Source organism: Streptomyces sp. AC555_RSS877 (assembly GCF_019049245.1).
GTDB lineage: Bacteria > Actinomycetota > Actinomycetes > Streptomycetales > Streptomycetaceae > Streptomyces.
The window spans coordinates 73,452-91,960 of sequence record NZ_JAGMUK010000028.1 but is presented as its reverse complement, the minus strand read 5'-3'; the positions used below and the strand labels follow the sequence as shown (position 1 = coordinate 91,960).

The following is an 18,509-nucleotide window of genomic DNA, read 5'->3' as shown; positions in this document are numbered from 1 at the left end:
AACCGAACTCCAGGTCCCTCTAGTGTTCGAGAGATGCGGATACTGCATCTCTCGGACACCCACCTGGACCGGACCGCCACCCCCAACAAGGACGGCGTCGACGCCACCGAGTCGCTGCGCCTGATGCTCGCCGAACTCCAACACCAGCAGGACGTGGACGCGATCGTCGTGACCGGTGACCTCGCCGACGCCGGGGAGGTGGAGGCGTACGCGGCCGTGCGCGACCTGGTCGGGGAGCTCGCGCGGCGCGTGGGCGCGCCGGTCTTCTTCACCACCGGCAACCACGACGAACGTACGGCCTTCACCAAGGTGCTCGGCAGCGGCCACCTGACGGCGGACGGCACCGAACGCGCCGAGACGGTACTGGAGTCGGCCACCGGCGAGCGGGCGGCGGTGAGCACGGTCGGCGGCCTGCGTTTCGTCACGCTGGACTCGCTGGTGCCGGGGAAGGTGCACGGCCACCTGGGCCGGGCCCAACTGGACTGGCTGCGCCAGGTGTTGAGCGAGCCCGCGCCGCACGGCACGATCCTCGCCTTCCACCACCCGCCCATCGCGCTGGACGTCGAGACGCAGCGCGCCTTCGGCCTGCGCAACCCGGAGGACCTGGCGGCGGTGATCGGGGGCACCGACGTACGGGTCGTGCTCACCGGCCACTTCCACCTCCAGCTCTCCGGCTTCCTGGCGTCCGTGCCGGTCTGGGTCACCCCCGGTGTCGTCAACCGCATCGACCTGACGGCACCGCCCGGCACGGAACGGGCCGTGCGCGGGGCGTCCGCCTCCCTGGTGGAGCTGGGCGGACCGTCCGGCCCGCTGTTCCACACCTTCCACGCACGGGACCCGCGGGCCCACGAGACGGTGTGGGAGCTGGGAGAGGAGCAAGTGCGATCGATTGTCGAGAAGCATGGCTGAGAGCCGTGAATCAGCGGATCAACGATCAGGAGGAGCGCCGACGATGACGACAGCCGAGCCCCGAGGCCCCATGGCCGACTCCGCACCGCCCGTGGTCCGTACCCGCGCCGGTGCGGTGCGCGGGTGCCGGGAGGGCGGGCTGACCGTCTTCCGCGGCATCCCGTTCGCCGCCCCGCCGGTCGGCGAGGCCCGTTTCCAGGCGCCGCGCCCGGCCCCGGCGTGGGACGGCATACGCGACGCGTACGCCTTCGGCCCGCCGCCCCCGCAGGAGGCGGCGTTCCTGGGCCGCGGCGACGCACAGGACGCGTCCCCGGGTGACGACTGGCTGACGGTCAACGTGTGGACGCCCGACCCGGACCCGGCCGCCCACCGCCCGGTCATGGTGTGGATCTACGGCGGCGCCTACAAGCTCGGCCACGCCGGCAGCCCCGGCTACGACGCCCGGCACATCGCGCACGACGGCGACGTCGTGGTCGTCAGCCTGAACTACCGCGTCGGCATCGAGGGTTTCGCCCACCTCGACGGGGCGCCCGCCAACCGCGGCCTGCTCGACCAGGTCGCCGCCCTGGAGTGGGTCCGGGACAACATCACGGCGTTCGGCGGCGACCCCGGCCAGGTGACCGTCTTCGGCGAGTCGGCCGGCGCCGGATCGGTGGCGGCCCTGCTGGCCATGCCGAGCGCGTCGGGCCTGTTCCGGCGGGCCATCGCCCAGAGCGTGCCGGGCACCTACTTCTCCGACGCGCTGGCCCGCGACATCGCGACGGCGATCGCGGCGGAGGCGGGGCTGCGGCCCACGGTGGCCGACCTGTCCACGGTCGGCCCGCGCGCACTGCCCGCCGCGGGCGAGGCACTGGGCGCGAAGATGCTCCAGTACGTCGGCAGGTGGGGCCAGGCCGCTCCCACCATGACCCCCTTCTCCCCGGTCGTCGACGGCGAGGTGCTGCCGGTCACGCCCTGGCAGGCGCTGACCGCCGGGGCGGGCCGGGACGTGGAGCTGGTCGTCGGGCACAACCGGGACGAGTTCCGGCTGTTCCTGGCGATGGGCGGGCAGCTGGGGAACATCACGGAGGAGCAGGCGCGGTGGGCACTGCGGCTGTTCGCACCGGGGGAGGCGGGGGAGGACGGTTACCGTGCGGCCTTCCCCGACGCCTCACCGGATGAGCTGTTCGAACGCGTCCAGACCGACTGGCTGTTCGCCATGCCCAGCCACCACCTGGCCGAGGCGCAGGCCACGGGCGGCGGCCGAGCCCACCTCTACGAACTGACCTGGCCGGCGCCGGGCGGCGGAGGCGCCCTGGGTGCCTGCCACGCGCTGGACATCCCGCTGCTCTTCGGCACCTTCGCCGCCGATGTCGGCCTCATGCTGTTCCCCGGCGGCGAGGTCCCGCCGGAGGCCGAGGCGCTGTCGGCCCGCTTCAGGGCGTCCTGGACGGCGTTCGCGAGGACCGGCGACCCGGGCTGGCCGGCGTACGGCACCCAGGAGCGGCTGGTGCAGGTACTGGACGCGGAGCCGCAGGTGCGGGCCTATCCGGAGGAGGCGTCGAGGCGCATGTGGGAGGAGTACGAGTTCGCGCCGATGCCGCTGCTGGCGTGAGTGTGCCGCTGACGTGAGCGAGCCCTACAGGTTCCCGAGCGGCTCGATGTCGACGCGCACCGGGGTGCCCCAGACGCGCAGCACCTCGTAGTCGGTGAACTCGTGCACGAGCCGGTAGGCCATGGCCGCCCGGGGCCCGCGCCGCTGGGCGGCGAGATAGAGCTCGGCCTCGTGCCGGTCCCGGCGCGGGGTCCCGCACAGCTGCCACGCCTGTCCGTTCCACAGCTCCGGCAGCCAGCGCTGCTGGGGCTGCGGCCGGTCCTCGCGTACGCCGTACCGGGAGGGCGTGGGGTCGCTCGGGTGCGGTTGCGCGGAGGGCCCGTTGTACTCGGAGCGGCGGGCCGCGCGGCGCCGGGTCTCGCAGAGCAGACAGAGGTCCTGGGCGTTCTCGTCGACTGGGCCATTGGGGTGCTCGGGGCAACGCGTGGTGGGCACGGCCCCGGTGACGCTGTCCGCCAGCAGGTCCAGGGCGCGCTTGAGGTCCGCCTTGACCTCGTGCAGCCGGGTGTCGGGGGTGTCACCGGTGAGGGCCTCGCCGTGCTCTCCGAGAAGACGCAGGGCGCGGCCCAGCGCGGTGAGCTGGGCGTGGTTCATGGGGTGCGGCTCCGGTCTTCGGCGTCCAGCTGGGCAAGGAACTCGTCGTGGGACATCGATGGGCCGGACGGAGCAGCCTCATACGCGAGAGCTTCGGCGATGTCGGCCTCGTCGCGTTGCCGCTGGAGCTCGTCCCGAGTCTGCCATGGCTTCACGGGCTGACTCGTCTCCATCCTGGTGAGGCCGTCAGTCGGCGTAGTCCTTGAGCCTTTCGGTGTCGAGGGTGATGTCGACGGGGGAGGGTAGCTCGACGGTAGCGCCCCACGGGTAGGACGGGGACCGCTGGTAGCGGCCGTCCTTGGGTTCGCTGAAGACGGTGACCGTGTTGTTGTCGCGGTCGATGAGGAGGTAGACGGGGATGTCGGCTTCCGCGTAGCCGAGTGGTTTGTCGATGCGGTCGCGTTGGTTGGTGTCGCGGTCGCGGGAGGTGATCTCCACGGCCATGAGAGAGCCGTCGGGGTCAGACCACTCGCCGTCGCCACGGAAGTGGTCCACCGGCACGAGAGTCCCGTCCGTGCGAGCGCGGCCCTTGCGGTACGCCTCCGCCTTGACGCCTGACTCAGGCACGAGGTCCAGGTCAGGGCGATGCTGCATGCATTGACGCAGCAGCCACATGAAGATCGAGCGGTGGTTGCCGTCCGGCACAGCCTTGACCTCTACCTTTCCCTTGATGTACTCCAGCCGCACCGTCTCGGGGGCCACCGCAGCAAGCTCCTCGAACTCGTCCACATCGAGGGGCCCGTGCCGGATGCACAGCCGCCCTCCCAGGAACTCCAGCCTGTTCCGGATCTCCCTCGGAGCCCTGCGAACGAGTTCGTCGAAGTCTTCGACATCCATCTGCGGGCGGTCGGTCGTGTCTGGGGTCATGGCGTCGCCTCCTTCCGTCCATCGTGCCCCGAGCTGGTGGCGTCGGACCGTAGGAGCCGTCATGTGGGTGCCTTCTCTCGGCGCCGTTGGGACATCGCCGTGCGGATCTCGGCCGCGCGGGCGTGGATCGTGGGTGCGGGCACGGGCGCAGTGGGTTGGGCAGGGGCGCGTTCGCCCCTGCACGCGCTGCATCGGCCACCCGGCAACGCCTCCGGGCGGCCCGGGGTGCCGCACCTGGCGCACTCCAGGATGCGGAGGGGTGGGCGCGGGGCCGGTGCGGGCTCGGGCGGGAGCTTCGTGGTCAGGCGCCTGCGGACGAGGGCGGCCGGGTGGTGGACCGGGGTGGGCAGCCCGGCGGTCAGGGCCTGGAGTACGGCCTCGTCGGTGGCACCCCGCGCGAACCACTCCGTGAGCAGCGGGGCGAGGGTCGCGCAGTCGGCCTGAGAGAGGGAGAGAGCGGGATTCGTACGCCCCAGGGCGGCGAGCAGGATGTGGGCCCGGGACCGGGTCTGGCGGGGCGGGTCCGACGACGGCTGCTCCGGTACGTCGCCCCGCGTGAACGCCGCCCACCAGTCATCGTCGCGTGCGGTTCGGGAGAACCACGATCGGGTGATCCAACGCGAGCCCCCGTCGGACGCCGCCAGGTGCTCGCGGCCGCGGCGCAAGTGCCCTGCCGCCTGGAGGCGGTTGAGGGCCGTTCGGAGCGCGCACTGTCCGTACGGCAGCACCTTGGCCAGCGTCTTTACGGAGATGTCGGCGCCGTCCGGGAGCCGGTCGAGATACGCGGCGATGGCGGCTTCGCGGGGCGGGAGATGGGCGAAGTCGGTCGCGGTGCGTGGGCGTTGGTCGGGTGCGGAGCGTTTTCCGTAACCCGGACGGGCCATCGGGTGGGAGAGGGCGTGCGCGGGCAGGGAGGCAGCACTAAGCTGGGCATCAGCCATGGGGATCGAACTGTTCCTTCGATCTCGTAGGTCAAGCCCCCGCAGGTGTTGCTAGCACCGAGCGGGGGCTGTTTCGTTATCCGGGCACGCTAGACGATCGTGACTCTGCGTGGCAAGCCGAACGCGTCAAGTCAACACGCGGGGTGGGAGGGCGGGTTGAGGCCCTCCACCCATTCCTTGCAAAGAGGGCTCGGAGCTGGACGCTTGAGCTTCGGGGCCGGTCAGCCCATGCTCTTCGCGCCGTCCAGGGACTCGCGGATGATGTCGGCGTGGCCCGCGTGCTGGGCGGTCTCGGCGGCGATGTGCAGCAGCACCCTGCGGGCCGACCACCGAGCCCCGGGCTTGTTCCAAGGGGCCTTGGGCAGCGGGTGGGTGGCGTTCAGGTCGGGCAGGGTCGTGACGAGTTCGTCGGTTCGGCGGGCCGTCTCGTCGTAGTCGGCCAGCACGCCGGCCAGCGTCTCGCCGGGCAGCATCCGGAACTCGTCGGCCCGCCGGGCGAAGTCGGCCTCGGTCATGGCGGTGAAGTCGGGCATGGCCGACGGGCCGTTGAGGATGAAGTCCGCCCAGTGCCGCTCCACCGAGGTGACGTGTTTGATCAGGCCGCCCAGGCACAGCTCGCTGTCGGTGGTCCGCTGCCCGGCCTGTTCGTCGGTGAGGTCGCGGGCGGTGAAGCGCAGGAAGTGCCGGCTGTGGGCCAGCGTTTCCAGCAGGTCGGCGCGCTCGTCGGTGGTGATGGCGTGTGTGGTGTCGGTCATGAGGCCACGCTAGGAGTCATGGAGGTCAGATCCTGACCTCGATAACCGCCTCGACGAATGCCGACCAGGTCTGCGCCCGGAACACGAGCTTCGGGCCGTGGGGGTGCTTGGAGTCGCGGACGGGGATGAGGGCGGAGTGGCCATCGGCTACTTCGAGGCAGTCGTTGCCGCCGCCGCCGCTGTAGCTCGACTTGCGCCAGATGGTCGTGCTCAGGTCGTGCTCAGGGAAGTTCCTCATGGGCGTAATCCTGCGCCAACGTCTCGATCAGGGCCAAGGACTTCTCTGGCGAGAGTGCGGAGGCCGTGAGGAGTTCGAAGGTGAATCTCAGTTGGACGACAGTGGCGGGGTCGTCCTCCAGCCGTCCGGTGCCAGGCCCTTCGAAGTAGGCCAGCGGAGGGGCGTCTTCGAAGTCCATCAGTTTCAGCGAGCCGTCCATCGACTTGTGCGCGCCCGCGCTGAAGGGCAGTACCTGCACGATGACACGGCTCCGGCGGGCCAGGTCCGCGACGTGGTGCAGGGCCTCCGCCATCACCACTCGGCCACCGGTCTCCCGGCGCAGTGCCGCCTCGTCAAGTACCGCCCACAACAAGGGCTTTGTTGGATCGCCGAGTAGACGGGTCCGCTCCATCCGGCCGTCCACCCACTCGTCGATCGTCTCCTCCGGCGCCGTCGGGGCGAATGCGCGGTTCACGGCCCGCGCGTACGCGGCTGTCTGGAGCAGTCCAGGGATCAGCATCGGCGCGTAGTGCCGGATCGCCGTGGCAATCGCCTCCGCCTCCGCCGCCTCCGCGAAGTGTTCGGGATAGCGGGACTTGGCCGCCGCCCCACAGTTCCGCTGGAAGAAGTCCCCTGTGCCCAGCGCCTCGTCCAGCAGTCGCGCGTACTCCGGCTGCATCCGCCGCGTCCCCGCCTCCATCTGGCCGATGAACGTGCCGCTGACGAACAGCCGGTTCCCCAGGTCCTCCTGGCTGAGCCCCGCCTTCTCGCGCGCGTGACGCAACTCGGCGCCCAACAGCGCCCGCGGTGACGATGACGGGTCGAGGTCCTTAGGTCCAGGCATGGCGACTCCCGGTCAAGCAGCAGAGGTTGTTGGGCCGTCCCGTATAGCCAGGTTAGGGGCGTGACGGACACGCTGTGTTGCGAATGACCAACTCAGCGTGGAGGTAGGTAGATGACCGTGCGACCGACCGAAGAAATCGTGGCGTCCTTGCGGAAGGCCCTCGTGGGCGTCGGCATCATCCTGCCCTCCCTGCGCGTCGACCCCGTGACCGGCGCGAGCGACGAGCCGTTCGCCCTGGTCGAGCTCGGGCGCTGCAACGTCCGTACCGCCGAGCGGCTGGCCTCCGTCCTGCGCGGGGAGCGGCCCGCGATCGGTACGCATGTCGTGGACGTACGGGACGGGCGGCTCGGGGAGGTGATGGGGCACGTCGGCGGGCGGGTGCAGCTCCGGCCCGTCGTCGGCGGGCGGGAGTGGGATTGCCCACCGGAGTCGACGGGACCCGCGCCGCAGGAGGAACTGCTGCGGGCGCGAGTCCGCAGGGTCAACGAGGAGGGGCGGCTGCCCTGTTGAGACGGTCGTACTGCTCCCGGGTCAGCCGAATGTCCGCCGCCGCCACGTTCTCCTCCAGGTGCCCCGGGCTCGCCGTACCCGGAATCGGCACCATCACCGGTGAGTGCGCGAGCAGCCAGGCCAGGGCGACCTGTGTCGGGGTCGCCTCCAGTTCGGAGGCCACCGCCGTGATCTCGGGTTCCTTGTCCGCCGCGCCCGGCGCCACGGGCCGCCACGGGAGGAACGCGATGTCCGCCGCCTCGCATGCCTTCAGTACCGGCTCGTACTCGCGGTCGAGGACGTTGTAGCGGTTCTGGACGCTCGCGATGTCGACGATCGAGCGGGCCTCGGCCAGCTCCGCGACCGTCACCTCGGACAGGCCGATCCTGCCGATCTTGCCCTCCGAGCGGAGTTCGCCCAGCGCTCCCAGCTGGTCGGCGAGCGGGGTGTCCGGGTCGATGCGGTGGAGTTGGAGGAGTTCGATGCGCTCCGTGCGCAGGCGGCGCAGGGCTTCGTCCACCTGGGTGCGGAGGGAGGCCGGGCGGGCGTCGTAGGACCAGTCGCCCGACTCCGTTCGTACGACGCCGACCTTGGTGGTGACGAGGAGGCCGGCGGGGTAGGGGTGCAGCGCCTCGGCGACCAGTTCCTCGTTGGCTCCCCAGCCGTACAGGTGCGCGGTGTCGATGAGGGTGACGCCCAGTTCGACCGCCCGCCGGAGCAGCGCGACGGACGCGGCGCGGGCGTCCGCCGGCTCGGTCGGCAGTCGCATCGCGCCGAATCCGAGCCGGCGGACCTCCAGGTCCGAGCCGATACGGAACGTGGTCGTGGGCTTCATTCCGGGTCCTCCCCCTGGTCGAACACCCAAGCTAGCAAGCCCGGTTGGCGTATCAGTGGGCCGCCGCCAGCGCGACGCGCAGGTGTCCCTCCGACTCCGCCAGGAGGCGGGCGGCCGTCGCGCCGTCGACGTCGGCGAGGAGGGTCAGGATGGCGTTCTTCACCTCGCCGTCGGTGGCGGCGAGAGCCTGCTCGATCTCGTCGTCCCGGGCGCCGGTGGCGAGGGCGACGATGCGGCGGGAGCGGGCGCGCAGTTTCTCGTTCGAGGCGCGTACGTCGACCATGAGGTTCCCGTACGTCTTGCCCAGGCGGATCATCGTGATCGTCGACAGCATGTTGAGGACGAGCTTCTGGGCCGTGCCCGCCTTCAGGCGGGTGGACCCGGTGAGCAGTTCGGGGCCGACGACGATCTCGATGCCGTGCTCGGCGGCCGCCGCGAGCGCGCTGTTCGCGTTGCAGGCCAGGCCGATGGTCAACGCGCCCTGCTGCCGGGCGTGTTCCACCGCGCCGATGGCGTACGGGGTACGGCCGGAGGCGGAGACGCCGACCACGGTGTCGGCGGCGGTCAGGGAGAGGGCGTCGAGGTCGGCGCGGGCCAGCTCCGCCGAGTCCTCGGCCCCTTCGACGGAGGTGACCACGGCCTCCCGGCCGCCGGCGATCAGTCCGACGACCTGCTCCGGCTCGGTGTTGAAGGTCGGCGGACACTCGGACGCGTCCAGCACCCCGAGCCGTCCTGCGGTACCGGCGCCCGCGTAGACCAGCCGTCCGCCCCGCCCCATCCGCTCGGCCACGGCGTCGATCGCGGCGGCGATCTGAGGCAGCCGCCGCGCCACCGCGTCCGGCACGAAGGCGTCCTCGCCGTTCATGAGACGGGCGATGTCGAGGGTGGGCAGCCGGTCGATGTCGGCGAGCTCGGGGCGGAAGGCCTCGGTGGTGAGGGCTTCCAACTGGGCCTGGAGGTCACGGGGGTCGGAGGTGGAGGTCATGGGGTGATGGCTCTTTTCCACTGCGCTTTTCCACTTCGTTCTGACGGTCGGCCCCGCGGTCTACCGCCGGTGCCGGTGCGCGAGCGCCTCGTACGAGGCCGCCAGCGCCGGCGCCGCCGTCTCGTACGTCTGCTGCGCCACCCCCACCAGCAGACAGTCCACCACCAGCAACTGGCTGGTCCGCGACGACATGGCCGCCGGCCGGAGTTCACTCTCGCGAGCCGTGGACGTGGTCAGCACATGGTCGGCGTACTGCGTGACGGGACCCTCGGGCCGGCCGGTGATCGCCACCGTCGTCGCCCCGTGCTCGAAGGCGACCCGGAGCGGCTCGATGACGTCACCGGTCGAGCCCGAGTGCGTGATCGCTATCGCCACGTCCCCCGCCCGCAGTTGCACGGCGTTGGTGACGGCGAGGTGCGGATCGTTGTGGGCGTGGGCTATCAGCCCTATCCGCAACAGCTTCTGGGTGAGGTCCTGGGCGACCAGCCCGCTCGCCCCCACCCCGTACACGTCCGTCCGCCGCGCCCCCGTCAGCGCGGACACCGCCGCCCCGAGCTGTACGGTGTCGAGGCCGGCCGCCGTGTCGGCGAGGGTCTGCTGTTCGTCGCAGGCGAGTTTCGCCACCACGTCGGCGAGGGAGTCGTCCACCGCGATGTCCGTGGTGATCGCGGGCGCGCGGCCGGACTGCTGCTGGGCGGCGAGGCCGGCGAGGGCGAGGCGCAGATCGCGGTAGCCGGGGTAGCCCAGGACGCGGGCGGTGCGCACGACCGTCGCCTCGCTGGTGCCGGTGCGTTCGGCGAGACCGGTGACCGTGAGGGCGGCGCAGCCGGCCGGGTCGTGCGCGACGGCCTCGGCGACGCGCTGCATGGAGCGGGTCATCGAGGGGGCGAGGGTGCGCACCTTCGCGGCGAGACTGTTGCCGAAAATTTCCTTCACGTCCCGGGTCACATCTGAAAGATATTTTCGGCTCGGTGTTGTGGTCAAGAGTGCGCACAATGGGTGCATGGACCCCATCAGCCCCCTGGAGCAGGCGTTGCACGCGGCGCGCGCCCTCGTGCTCGCCGACCTGGCCGCGAGCGAGGTGGCCGCCGCGGACGTGGTGTCGATGGTCGAGGACTCCGTCGTGCAGCGGCGCTGGTGGGTCGAGCAGTGGCCGGAGGGCGCGGGATTCGTGGCCGGGCTGATCGCCCAGGACGTACAGGACTCGCTCCTTGACCGGTACGGCCGCTGGCCGCTGTGCCCGGTGTGCGGCACCGGCGACCCGCACGCCCTGGAGGTCGAGCCGGACCTCGGTCCCGACCCGCACTGGGTGTGCCACAAGGCGGGCGTGAAGGTCGCCGCGGTGGGGGCGCTCGGGTCGGCGACCGGCGGGACGCCGCCCTCATGACCGTGTACATCGACCCGCCCACCTGGTCGGGCCACGGGCGTCTGTGGTCCCACCTCGTCAGCGATGTCTCGTACGCCGAACTGCACACCTTTGCCGAGAAGTTGGGTGTGCCCTCGCGGGCCTTCGAGCGGGACCACTACGACATTCCGTCGGACCGGTACGCCGAGGTGGTGGCCGCGGGGGCGGTGGAGGTCGGCAGCCGCGAGGTGGTGCGGCTGCTGCACGGGGCAGGGCTGCGGAGGCGGAAGGGGCGGGATCAGCCGCGCAGTTCGTAGGCGAAGTGCTCGTCGTCGTCGGCCTCGCCGCTCACCTGGGTGAACCCGGCTCGCGAGATCACCCCCTGGGACGGCAGGTTGTCCCGCTCGATCACCGCGAACAGCACCCGCACCTCCGGGCGGGCCAGCGCCCACCGCGACAGCGTGCGCAGCGCCTCCGTGGCATAGCCGTTGCCGCGGGCGGACTCGGCGAGGTCGTAGCCGATCTCGACGCGGCCCTCCTCGTCCGGCGGCCCGTGGAAGCCCATCGCGCCGACCGCCAGGCCGTCCTCGCGCCGGACGAGCGCGAACATCCCCCACTCCGGCCGGTGCACGCCCGCCTCGTACGCCGTCACCAACAGCCCGGCACCGTCCCGGGTCCCCTGGATCGGTCCGTCCGCGACCCACGCGATCCCGCCCTCACCGCCCAGGCTCAGGTCGGCCGCGGCGGCGGGGGTGACGCCCTGCATGATGAGCCGGTCGGAGTGGATGCGAATCGGGGCGTCGCCCACGGAGGGTGATCCTTCCTGCGGAGGTCCGGGCCTGTGACGCTACTCCGGCCGGGCTCACCCCGTCAGCAGTTCCAGCTCGGCGGCGAGGTTGTAGCGGGCCGTCGCCTCCCACTCCGCCTGCCCGTACGGAGTCCTGAACAGCCTGGGCAGGTCGAGGAGTTGCCGCAGAACCGCGGCCCGTCCCGCGCGGAAGGCGTCGGACGGGACGAAGCCGTACTCCTCGCGGACGGCGGCCGTGTACGCGGCGTACGCCGACGGCGGGGCGGCGAGGATCGCCAGGTCGGCGTCGCACAGGACCTGCCCGTCCGGGTCGTCGTCGGCCGGGTCGTGGGTGGTGGTGAGCCGGACCAGGCGGGCGACCTCGGCGGTCCGGTCCGCGGCGACCCCCGCCTCGGGCAGGGCGCGTTCGGCGAGGCGGGCCGAGCGCTCCTCGTTCTCGGAGCGGTCGGGGAGGTAGACCGCGTCGTGGAACCAGGCGGCGAGGCGGACGACGTCCGGGTCGGCGGCGTACTTCTCCAGCACGTCGACGTGGTTGAGGACCGCAGTGAGGTGGGTGAGCGTGTGGTAGCGGCGCTGCGGCTCCTGCCAGCGCGCCAGCAGGTTGTCGGCGTACGGCGCCGGGTCGGGGCCGGCGGCCTCGCGGCCCCGGGCTCCTTCCAGGGCGCGGGCGAAACGGGTGCGCAGGGCGTCTGGATCGGCCATGTCTCCATTGTCCCCGCGAGCCGAGGGTGCCCCCTAGCGTTGTGCCCATGACTTCTGCCGACGTACGTGACCCGGACCTGCCCGGCCGACTTCTCACCGCCGAGCGGGACGCCCTCGTCCCGCTGCTGCGGGCCAGGCCCGACGAGGACTACGCCCTGCCGGCCCCCGCGTGCCCGGGCTGGACCGTGCGCGATGTGCTGGCGCACTGTTCGGCCGCGTTGATGCGGGTCGTGGAGAGCAGGTACGACAAGGACGTCTTCTCGCCCGAGTCGAACGACCGGGACATCGCCGAGCGGGCCGACTGGCCGAACGCGCGGATCGTCGACGAGCTGGAGCGCGGGATGACCAAGGCCGGGCCGGTGATCGCCCGCGCGGGCGGGGTGCTGGACGGGATCGCCCTGGGGGAGTGGGTGCACGCCGGCGACGTGCGCGAGGCGCTGGGGGAGCCGGGGGCGTACGCGGGGCGGGGGCTGCCGGACGCGCTCGCGCTGCTGGTGAGGATCACCCGGGAGCGGGACCACGTGCCCCTCCAGGCCGACCTCGACGACGTCGACGAGCCGCTGCGGCTGGGCGGTGTCCCCGGGGAGCGGCCGCCGGCACGGTACATCGGCGACGCTGCCACCCTCGTACGGCTGTACGCGGGACGTTCGGTGGCGGGAGCGGCGTACGAGCTGGCGGGGGCGAAGGAGGAGGAGCTGAACATCTACGGGTGAACGACTACGGCGACCAGGGGTGAACGTCTCCGGGTGTGCGGGGCCCCGTACAGGCGTGGTCGTACAGGCGTAGTCTGGATTGGACTAGACCTGTACTAGACCTGTACTGGACCTGTACAGGCACGCAGCCAGACCTGTAGCCGCCCGACGAATGGGGACCCATGAGCAAGCGTGCAGTCCTGGAGGTGATCGCCCTCGACGTCGAGGACGCCGTCGCCGCCCAGGCCGGAGGCGCGGACCGACTCGAGCTGGTCACCGACATCGCGGCCGACGGACTGACCCCGTCGGCCGCGACGGTCGCCGGGATCCGGGCCGCCGTCGACATCTCGCTGCGCGTGATGCTGCGGCCCGCGGACGGGTTCACGGCGGGAGCCGCCGAGGACGTCGACCGACTCGTGCGGGTCGCCGGGGAGATGCGGGCGGCGGGCGCCGAGGAGTTCGTGCTCGGGTTCCTCGACGAGGCCGGCGGAGTGGATCTGCCGGCCGTGGAACGGGTGGCCGGAGCGTTGGCCGGCTGCCGGTGGACCTTCCACCGGGCGATCGACCACTGCGCCGACCGGGACGCCCTGCGCAAGCAGCTCGACGGGCTGCCCGGCCTCGACACCCTCCTCACCGCCGGTTCGGCGTCCGGCGTGGACGACGGCCTCCCCGCCCTGCTCGCCGAGGCGGCGCGCAGGCGGGACGGGGAGCCGGGGTACGAGCCGCGGATCCTGGTGGGCGGAGGGCTGCGCCTGGACCACGTGCCCACACTCCGGGCCGCCGGGATCGACGCCTTTCACATCGGCGGGGCCGCCCGGCCGGACGGCTGGGGCCGCCCGGTGTCGGCGGCGGCGGTCGCTCAGTGGCGGCGGGCGCTGGACGGCGGGTGATGCCGGGAGTCCTCCCGCGCAGTTCCTGGGCCCTGTCGTCACCTCCCCGTCGGCCGCCCGAAGGGCGGGCCCCGCGGCGCGAGTGGGGAGACCTCCTACGCCCTTGAGGCAGTGGGGAAGGTGCATGGCGTCGCGGGGCAGGCGGGAAGGTGACGACAGGCGCTAGGGGGAGTTTTGGAAGTCCTGTGCGGTGCCCGCGGTGTTCGGTGCGTGCCCTCGGCGTGCCGGACGAAGGCCCTCGTACTGGACGTACTTGGGTCTTTGGCCGGTGCGGCGAGGGTGCGTGCCGGGCGCCGTGGGTGCTGTGCGGGACTTTCACAACACCCCCTAGCCGAGTTGGCCGGGCAGCGGCGCCGCGTGCGTCACGATCAGGCCCGACACCGCTCGGGTCAGGGCCACGTACAGGCGCCGCAGGCCGGTGCGTTCGTCGGGTTCGCCGTCGACCACGGCCTGGGGTTCGTCGAGGACCACGTAGTCGTACTCCAGGCCCTTGGCCAGTGAGGCCGGGACCAGGGTCAGGCGGGTTTCCGCCGTCGTCTCCTCGCCGGGGGCCAGATACCCGATGCCCGCCTCGGCCAGCGCCCCGGCCAGCGCCGGGACACGGGCGTCGGCGGCGATCAGGCCGGTGGAACCCTCGCGGCGCAGCAACTCCTCGCAGGCGGCGACCACGTCGGCGGCGCCGGAGGCCGCCCGGACGTCGAAGAAGCCCGGGTTCTCACGGACCGAGGCGACCGGGGTCAGGCCCGGGGCGATGTGCGGGAGGAGGCGGGAGGCGTACGTGATGACGTCGGTCGGCACGCGGAAACCGGCCGTCAGTTCCTCGATCACGCCGTCCGTCTTGCCGAGGTGGGCGAGGGCCTCGTCCCAACTCCGGGTCGCCCACGGGGTGGTGCCCTGGGCGAGGTCGCCGAGGACGGTGGCCGAACCGGTGGTGCAGCGGCGGCCGACGGCCCGGTACTGCATGGGGGACAGGTCCTGCGCCTCGTCCAGCACCACGTGCCCGAGCGAGTGCGTGCGCTGGATCAGGTCGTTCGCCTCGTCGATGAGCACCGCGTCCGCGGGCGCCCACCGGGCGGACTTCACCGACCGCACGTTCTTCGCCCACAGGATCGTCTTCTGCTCGTCCTCGGTCAGGACTTCGTCCGCGTGTACGGCGAGGAAGTCCGCGTCCGTGAGCAGCCGCAGCACGAGTTTCGCCGGGTCGACGGGCGGCCAGATCGCCTTGACGGCCGCCTTGACCGCGCTGTTGCGGGCCACCGCGTCCTGCACCCGGTCGTCCGGGGCCTCGCCGGAGCGTTCCATCTGGACCAGCACGGCGTGCGCGATGCGCTGCGGAAGGGCCTCGCGGGCGGCGCCGTAGCGGATGTCGCGGTCGAGCAACTCGCGCACGATCTCCTCGAGTTCGTACGCCGGGACCCGCCAGCGGCGCGAGCCGCGCACGACGACGACCGGCTCGGCCGGCATGCTCACGTGCGCGTACACGGCCCGCCTCAGCACCTCCGCCATCCTCGCGTCGCCCTTGATGACCGCCGCGGCCGCCTCGTCCGTACCCCGCACCTCCGCGGTCCGGGAGACCAGGTCGTCGACGGTGGCCTGCTCGACCGCCAGCTCGCCCAGCGCGGGCAGCACCTGCTCGATGTAGTGCAGGAAGGACCTGTTCGGCCCGATGACGAGGGTGCCGGTGCGGGCGAGCCGGTCGCGGTGGGCGTAGAGGAGATACGCGACGCGGTGCAGGCCGACGGCCGTCTTCCCGGTTCCCGGACCTCCCTGCACGCACACCGTCCCGCCGAGCCCGGAGCGCACGATCTCGTCCTGCTCGGGCTGGATGGTCGCCACGATGTCCCGCATCGGGCCCACGCGCGGCCGCTCGATCTCCTGCTGGAGCAGCTTGCTGGTGCCCGCGGCCTCCGCCGGGTCGGACAGGTGCTCGTCCTCGTACGCGGTGAGGTCGCCGCCCGTGTAACCGAAGCGGCGGCGCAGCGCGATGTCCATCGGGGTCTTCTTGGACGCCCGGTAGAACGGCTGCGAGACCGGCGCACGCCAGTCGATGACCATCGGGTCGCCGTCGTGGTCGTGCACGTGCCGGCGCCCGATGTAGAAGCGTTCCCCTTCGCCGCCCTCGGCCTGCTCGGAGCCGGGGGCGTGCAGGTAGTCGAGCCGGCCGAAGAACAGCGGGGTGTGGCTGAGGTCGGCGAGCGCCTTGATGCGTTCGCCGATCTGGCGCTCCAGGATCTGCGCGTTGACCCAGTTCGCGGTGACGTCGCTGATGTCCAGGGACTCGGCGTCCTCGCGCATGGCCCGCAGGGCGGCGCGGGAGCGGGCGAGGTGGGCGCGCTCGCGGGCGAGGGGGTCGTCGTCGACGGGCGTGGAGGGGCTGGACAAGGGGGTGCCTCCGGAAGGACCTGCGGGGTGGGTGGCGCGGGATACCGACCGGTTTCCGTCCGGGCGGCGGCACTCCGTGGGGAGGCGGGCAAGAGCGGAGATTGTAGGTGAGCCGCGCGTCCGGGAGCGAATGGTTTTCCCCATCCTGAGCGAACGGCTCCCGCCGCCCCCGAAGTCGTGGCTTTCGCAGCCCCCCGCCCGGTGGCTTGCGCCGCCCCCCGCCCGGTGGCTTGCGCCGCCCCCTAGGGGACGTCCCCTCCACCCTGAGGGTGGCCGGTCGCCCCGAAGTACTACGCGGCGACCGCCCGGGTTCGCTCCCCAGACCGATGCCGTCCTTACGCCCGGAAAGCCACCATGGAGGTATGAGCGCAGCAACCGTCAATCCAGCCCCGCGCCCGCCCCGTCCGGCCGGCGCCACCCCCGTCCTCGGCAGCCACCGGCACGTCCTCGGCGAGGCCCTGCGCGCCGTGAAGGTCTTCGCCCGCGCCGTCTTCGACGTCGTCATCCTCGGGGAGTACGGCGAGGAGGTGCACGTCCGCCGCAGGTGAGGTGCCCTCCTCCTGGGCGCTCAGCTGTCCGCGAGCAGCTCGTCCGCGTCCACGATCCGGTAGGCGTACCCCTGTTCCGCGAGGAACCGCTGCCGGTGCGCGGCGAAGTCCTGGTCGATGGTGTCCCGGGCGACCACGGAGTAGAAGTGGGCCTGGTGACCGTCCGCCTTCGGCCGCAGCACCCGCCCCAGCCGCTGTGCCTCCTCCTGCCGTGACCCGAAGGTCCCCGACACCTGGATGGCGACCGTCGCCTCGGGCAGGTCGATGGAGAAGTTGGCCACCTTCGACACCACCAGCACGCTGATCTCACCCTGCCGGAAGGCCTCGAAAAGCTTCTCGCGCTGCGCGTTGGACGTCTCGCCCTTGATCACGGGCGCGTCGAGGTGTTCTCCCAGCTCGTCGAGCTGGTCGATGTACTGCCCGATGACGAGGATCTGCTGCCCGGCGAACCGGCGCACGATCGCCTCCGTCACCTTCCGCTTGGTCACGGTCGTCGCGCAGAAGCGGTACTTCTCCTCGGTCTCGGCGGTGGCGTACGCGAGCCGCTCGGCGTCCGTCAGGTTCACCCGGACCTCGACGCAGTCGGCGGGCGCGATGTACCCCTGCGCCTCGATCTCCTTCCACGGCGCGTCGAACCGCTTCGGCCCGATGAGCGAGAACACGTCGGACTCCCGCCCGTCCTCCCGCACGAGGGTCGCGGTCAGACCCAGCCGCCGCCGTGCCTGCAGATCGGCCGTGAACTTGAAGACCGGCGCCGGCAGCAGGTGCACCTCGTCGTAGAGGATCAGGCCCCAGTCCCGGGAGTCGAAGAGCTCCAGGTGCGGGTAGACGCCCTTCCGCCGGGTCGTCAGCACCTGGTAGGTGGCGATGGTGACGGGCCGGATCTCCTTCCGCGTCCCGCTGTACTCGCCGATCTCCTCCTCGGTCAGGGAGGTCCGCTTCACCAGCTCGTGCTTCCACTGCCGCGCGGAGACGGTGTTCGTGACGAGGATGAGGGTGGTCGACTTGGCCTGTGCCATGGCCCCGGCGCCGACGAGCGTCTTCCCGGCCCCACAGGGCAGGACGACCACACCGGACCCGCCGTGCCAGAAGTTCTCCACGGCCTGCTTCTGGTACGGCCTGAGCGCCCATCCCTCCTCGGCCAGCTCGATCGCGTGCGCCTCGCCGTCGACGTACCCCGCGAGGTCCTCGGCCGGCCAGCCCAGCTTGAGCAGCGTCTGCTTGATCTGCCCGCGCTCGGAGGGGTGCACGGCGACGGTGTCGGGGTCGATGCGGTTGCCGACCAGCGGGGCGATCCGCTTCGAGCGCAGGACCTCCTCCAGGACCGGACGGTCGGTGGAGGTGAGGACCAGTCCGTGCGCCGGGTGCTTGGACAGGGTCAGGCGGCCGTAGCGGTCCATCGTCTCCGCGATGTCCACGAGCAGCGCGTGCGGCACCGGGTACCGGCTGAACTCCACCAGCGCGTCCACGACCTGTTCGGCGTCGTGCCCGGCCGCCCGTGCGTTCCACAGCCCGAGCGGCGTCACCCGGTAGGTGTGGATGTGCTCCGGCGCCCGCTCCAGCTCCGCGAACGGCGCGATGACCCGACGGCAGTCGTCCGCCCGCTCGTGGTCGACTTCGAGCAGCAGAGTCTTGTCCGACTGGACGATGAGTGGACCATTCACGCTCGGCACCCTTTCCGAAGGCCGGAGGTCAGGAGGTCACGGCCAAACGTCCAGTGTGCCTTACCGGCTGCGGATCGGGTGGGGGGTGCGTCACAGTGCGGCCCTGCCGGACGCGTGCGGGCCGCACTGTGCGGGTCGAAGGGGACGGTTGCCGGATGCGCCCCGCTACTTCAGCGAGGGCAGGTTGACGCTGTTGAGCAGGGGCCCTTCGACGGAGACGCCCTCCGTGACCAGTGGCTCGACGGCGGCGACCGGGAGGGGCAGCGGCAACGCGGCGGCCGAGGGAGCCAGCGCGCCCAGGACAGCGGCGGCGGCCACGGCGGTGGTGACGCCTGCGGTGACGGCGGAACGGGTGGGGACGGGGCACTTGGTACGCATGGGGACGTGCGGGCCTTTCACCTACGGGACGGAAGGGGCAACGGACGGAAGGGGACGGGCCGGCCCGGGA

General features: G+C 72.0%; 21 protein-coding genes and 1 pseudogene. 8 read left to right on the top strand and 14 right to left on the bottom strand.

Translation table 11 applies throughout. From position 1 onward, the window contains the following. Positions 1–33 precede the first annotated feature (33 nt). Entirely contained in the window at positions 34–909 is an 876-nt protein-coding gene (locus tag KUM49_RS13060; protein ID WP_217236956.1) for a metallophosphoesterase, read from the top strand. 43 nt (positions 910–952) lie between these two features. Next, a complete protein-coding gene (locus KUM49_RS13055) occupies positions 953–2,503 on the top strand; it encodes a carboxylesterase/lipase family protein (RefSeq protein WP_217236955.1) in 1,551 nt (516 codons plus the stop codon). 24 nt (positions 2,504–2,527) lie between these two features. On the opposite strand, the gene KUM49_RS13050 is transcribed toward KUM49_RS13055, so the two are convergent. The 6 genes from KUM49_RS13050 to KUM49_RS13025 form a co-directional block, all read right to left on the bottom strand. Next, positions 2,528–3,097 carry a hypothetical protein gene (locus KUM49_RS13050; RefSeq protein WP_217236954.1) on the bottom strand — a complete coding sequence of 190 codons (570 nt, stop codon included), beginning with the start codon at positions 3,095–3,097 and terminating at the stop codon, positions 2,528–2,530. Positions 3,098–3,283: 186 nt separating this feature from the next. Beyond that, the gene (locus KUM49_RS13045) at positions 3,284–3,964 is read right to left on the bottom strand and encodes a Uma2 family endonuclease (RefSeq protein ID WP_254401155.1); all 681 of its coding nucleotides are present in this window, start codon (positions 3,962–3,964) and stop codon (positions 3,284–3,286) included. A gap of 59 nt (positions 3,965–4,023) precedes the next feature. Further along, a complete protein-coding gene (locus tag KUM49_RS13040) occupies positions 4,024–4,905 on the bottom strand; it encodes a hypothetical protein (RefSeq protein ID WP_254401154.1) in 882 nt (293 codons plus the stop codon). 221 nt (positions 4,906–5,126) lie between these two features. Further along, positions 5,127–5,660, bottom strand: a complete 534-nt coding sequence (locus KUM49_RS13035; protein WP_217236953.1) for a DinB family protein — start codon at positions 5,658–5,660, stop codon at positions 5,127–5,129. Positions 5,661–5,685: 25 nt separating this feature from the next. Beyond that, positions 5,686–5,898, bottom strand: a complete 213-nt coding sequence (locus KUM49_RS13030) for a DUF397 domain-containing protein (RefSeq protein WP_217236952.1) — start codon at positions 5,896–5,898, stop codon at positions 5,686–5,688. Beyond that, positions 5,882–6,721: a helix-turn-helix transcriptional regulator gene (locus KUM49_RS13025; RefSeq protein ID WP_217236951.1), complete on the bottom strand. Its 840-nt coding sequence runs from the start codon at positions 6,719–6,721 to the stop codon at positions 5,882–5,884. Before KUM49_RS13025 ends, KUM49_RS13030 begins: the two co-directional genes overlap by 17 nt. A gap of 111 nt (positions 6,722–6,832) precedes the next feature. On the opposite strand from KUM49_RS13025, the gene KUM49_RS13020 reads away from it, so the two are divergent. After that, on the top strand, positions 6,833–7,231 hold the full coding sequence (locus KUM49_RS13020) for a hypothetical protein (protein ID WP_254401153.1): 399 nt from the start codon (positions 6,833–6,835) through the stop codon (positions 7,229–7,231). On the opposite strand, the gene KUM49_RS13015 is transcribed toward KUM49_RS13020, so the two are convergent. From KUM49_RS13015 to KUM49_RS13005, 3 genes are read right to left on the bottom strand one after another with little or no spacing between them, the layout of a single operon-like run. Beyond that, positions 7,203–8,045: an aldo/keto reductase gene (locus tag KUM49_RS13015; RefSeq protein ID WP_217236950.1), complete on the bottom strand. Its 843-nt coding sequence runs from the start codon at positions 8,043–8,045 to the stop codon at positions 7,203–7,205. The genes KUM49_RS13020 and KUM49_RS13015 overlap by 29 nt on opposite strands. Positions 8,046–8,097: 52 nt before the next feature. Next, positions 8,098–9,030, bottom strand: coding sequence for an N-acetylmuramic acid 6-phosphate etherase (murQ, locus tag KUM49_RS13010; RefSeq protein ID WP_217236949.1), 933 nt, complete (start codon positions 9,028–9,030; stop codon positions 8,098–8,100). 60 nt (positions 9,031–9,090) lie between these two features. Then, positions 9,091–9,978: a MurR/RpiR family transcriptional regulator gene (locus KUM49_RS13005; protein WP_308406614.1), complete on the bottom strand. Its 888-nt coding sequence runs from the start codon at positions 9,976–9,978 to the stop codon at positions 9,091–9,093. Between the two features lie 55 nt (positions 9,979–10,033). Here KUM49_RS13005 and KUM49_RS13000 point away from each other — a divergent pair, with 55 nt between their 5' ends. Together KUM49_RS13000 and KUM49_RS12995 are read left to right on the top strand one after the other, a co-directional pair. Next, positions 10,034–10,417 (top strand): hypothetical protein, encoded by a 384-nt coding sequence (locus KUM49_RS13000; protein WP_217236948.1) that lies wholly within the window; start codon positions 10,034–10,036, stop codon positions 10,415–10,417. Then, entirely contained in the window at positions 10,414–10,692 is a 279-nt protein-coding gene (locus KUM49_RS12995; protein ID WP_217236947.1) for a DUF4031 domain-containing protein, read from the top strand. Before KUM49_RS13000 ends, KUM49_RS12995 begins: the two co-directional genes overlap by 4 nt. On the opposite strand, the pseudogene KUM49_RS12990 reads toward KUM49_RS12995, so the two are convergent. Both KUM49_RS12990 and KUM49_RS12985 read right to left on the bottom strand, forming a co-directional pair. Continuing rightward, a pseudogene (locus KUM49_RS12990) lies at positions 10,674–11,162 on the bottom strand (GNAT family N-acetyltransferase); the annotation flags it as partial. The gene KUM49_RS12995 and the pseudogene KUM49_RS12990 overlap by 19 nt on opposite strands. Positions 11,163–11,237: 75 nt before the next feature. Further along, positions 11,238–11,885 carry a hypothetical protein gene (locus KUM49_RS12985; RefSeq protein WP_217236946.1) on the bottom strand — a complete coding sequence of 216 codons (648 nt, stop codon included), beginning with the start codon at positions 11,883–11,885 and terminating at the stop codon, positions 11,238–11,240. Positions 11,886–11,932: 47 nt separating this feature from the next. Between KUM49_RS12985 and KUM49_RS12980 the strand changes: the two genes are divergently transcribed. Together KUM49_RS12980 and KUM49_RS12975 are read left to right on the top strand one after the other, a co-directional pair. Then, positions 11,933–12,598, top strand: coding sequence for a maleylpyruvate isomerase family mycothiol-dependent enzyme (locus KUM49_RS12980; RefSeq protein WP_217236945.1), 666 nt, complete (start codon positions 11,933–11,935; stop codon positions 12,596–12,598). A 161-nt stretch (positions 12,599–12,759) separates the two neighbouring features. Then, a complete protein-coding gene (locus tag KUM49_RS12975; protein ID WP_217236944.1) occupies positions 12,760–13,467 on the top strand; it encodes a copper homeostasis protein CutC in 708 nt (235 codons plus the stop codon). 327 nt (positions 13,468–13,794) lie between these two features. Here the strand turns inward: KUM49_RS12975 and KUM49_RS12970 are convergent, their stop codons facing one another. Beyond that, positions 13,795–15,849, bottom strand: a complete 2,055-nt coding sequence (locus KUM49_RS12970; RefSeq protein ID WP_217236943.1) for a UvrD-helicase domain-containing protein — start codon at positions 15,847–15,849, stop codon at positions 13,795–13,797. A 362-nt stretch (positions 15,850–16,211) separates the two neighbouring features. Between KUM49_RS12970 and KUM49_RS12965 the strand changes: the two genes are divergently transcribed. Further along, a complete protein-coding gene (locus KUM49_RS12965) occupies positions 16,212–16,397 on the top strand; it encodes a hypothetical protein (RefSeq protein ID WP_217236942.1) in 186 nt (61 codons plus the stop codon). Positions 16,398–16,417: 20 nt separating this feature from the next. On the opposite strand, the gene KUM49_RS12960 is transcribed toward KUM49_RS12965, so the two are convergent. Continuing rightward, positions 16,418–18,061: a DNA repair helicase XPB gene (locus tag KUM49_RS12960; protein ID WP_217236941.1), complete on the bottom strand. Its 1,644-nt coding sequence runs from the start codon at positions 18,059–18,061 to the stop codon at positions 16,418–16,420. 165 nt (positions 18,062–18,226) lie between these two features. Then, on the bottom strand, positions 18,227–18,439 hold the full coding sequence (locus KUM49_RS12955; protein WP_217236940.1) for a hypothetical protein: 213 nt from the start codon (positions 18,437–18,439) through the stop codon (positions 18,227–18,229). Between the last annotated feature and the right edge of the window lie 70 nt (positions 18,440–18,509).